Source organism: Nocardiopsis tropica (genome assembly GCF_042660575.1).
In the GTDB taxonomy this organism is placed as follows: domain Bacteria; phylum Actinomycetota; class Actinomycetes; order Streptosporangiales; family Streptosporangiaceae; genus Nocardiopsis; species Nocardiopsis tropica.
The window spans coordinates 1-865 of record NZ_JBHSUF010000063.1 but is presented as its reverse complement, the minus strand read 5'-3'; the positions used below and the strand labels follow the sequence as shown (position 1 = coordinate 865).

The following is an 865-nucleotide window of genomic DNA, read 5'->3' as shown; positions in this document are numbered from 1 at the left end:
GGGCCCTGGACTGCATCGACATCTCACGTGACAGCGGTACCACGGACACCCCTATGGCCCAGGTCCGCGTGGACACTGCCCAAGGCCACATATTGCTGTCCGATCCGGCCACCCGGGACGATGGGATGAGGCTCCTCGACCGAGCCGCCGAAACCGCCTCCCGACGCGGTCTTGACCACTAGCTGCGCAGTATCGAAGGCATCAGGTCCGAGCAGGAGACCTGGGCCCATGGCCAGAGGAGGAATGTATGGCGGACGACGCACGTACCATTACCCAGGAGCAGTGGAGGCAGGCGGAACTGATCTGGGAGTACCACCGCATGCACCACCGGGTGCAACCGTGTGACGTGGCGATCGCCCTGGGCTGTAATGACATCGGCGTCGCGGCGCACGCCGCCGACTTGTTCCACTCCGGACTCTTCCCGGCTCTGGTGTTCACCGGTGCGAACAGCCCCTCGACTGCGGAGATCTTCCCGCACGGCGAGGCGGTGCACTTCCGTGAGCGGGCTCTCGAACTCGGCGTCCCCGATCCCGTGATCCTCGTGGAGCCGCAGGCGTCGAACACCGGCCAGAACATCACCTTCTCCCGCCGGGTCCTGGCGGCGAACGGCATCGCCCCCGCCACCGTGCTCCTGGTCTGCATGCCCTACATGGAGCGGCGCGCCTTCGCGACCGCCCGCAAGCTGTGGCCCGAGGTGGAGGTGGTGTGCGCCTCCGCGCCGTTGAGCCTGGGCGACTACGTCAAGGAGATCGGGGACGCCGGGCTCGTCATCGACATGATGGTCGGCGACCTCCAGCGGGTGATGGAGTATCCCAAGCTGGGATTCGCCGTCGAACAGGACGTTCCCGGCCCAGTAGGTGAGGCC

Annotated in this window: 1 protein-coding gene; it reads left to right on the top strand. The window is 66.7% G+C overall.

Annotated elements, in window-relative coordinates; all coding sequences use genetic code 11:
- Positions 1-247: 247 nt before the first annotated feature.
- Positions 248-865, top strand: a 618-nt coding sequence (locus ACFQBR_RS33585; RefSeq protein ID WP_378554987.1) for a YdcF family protein, incomplete at its 3' end; no start/stop codon positions are given.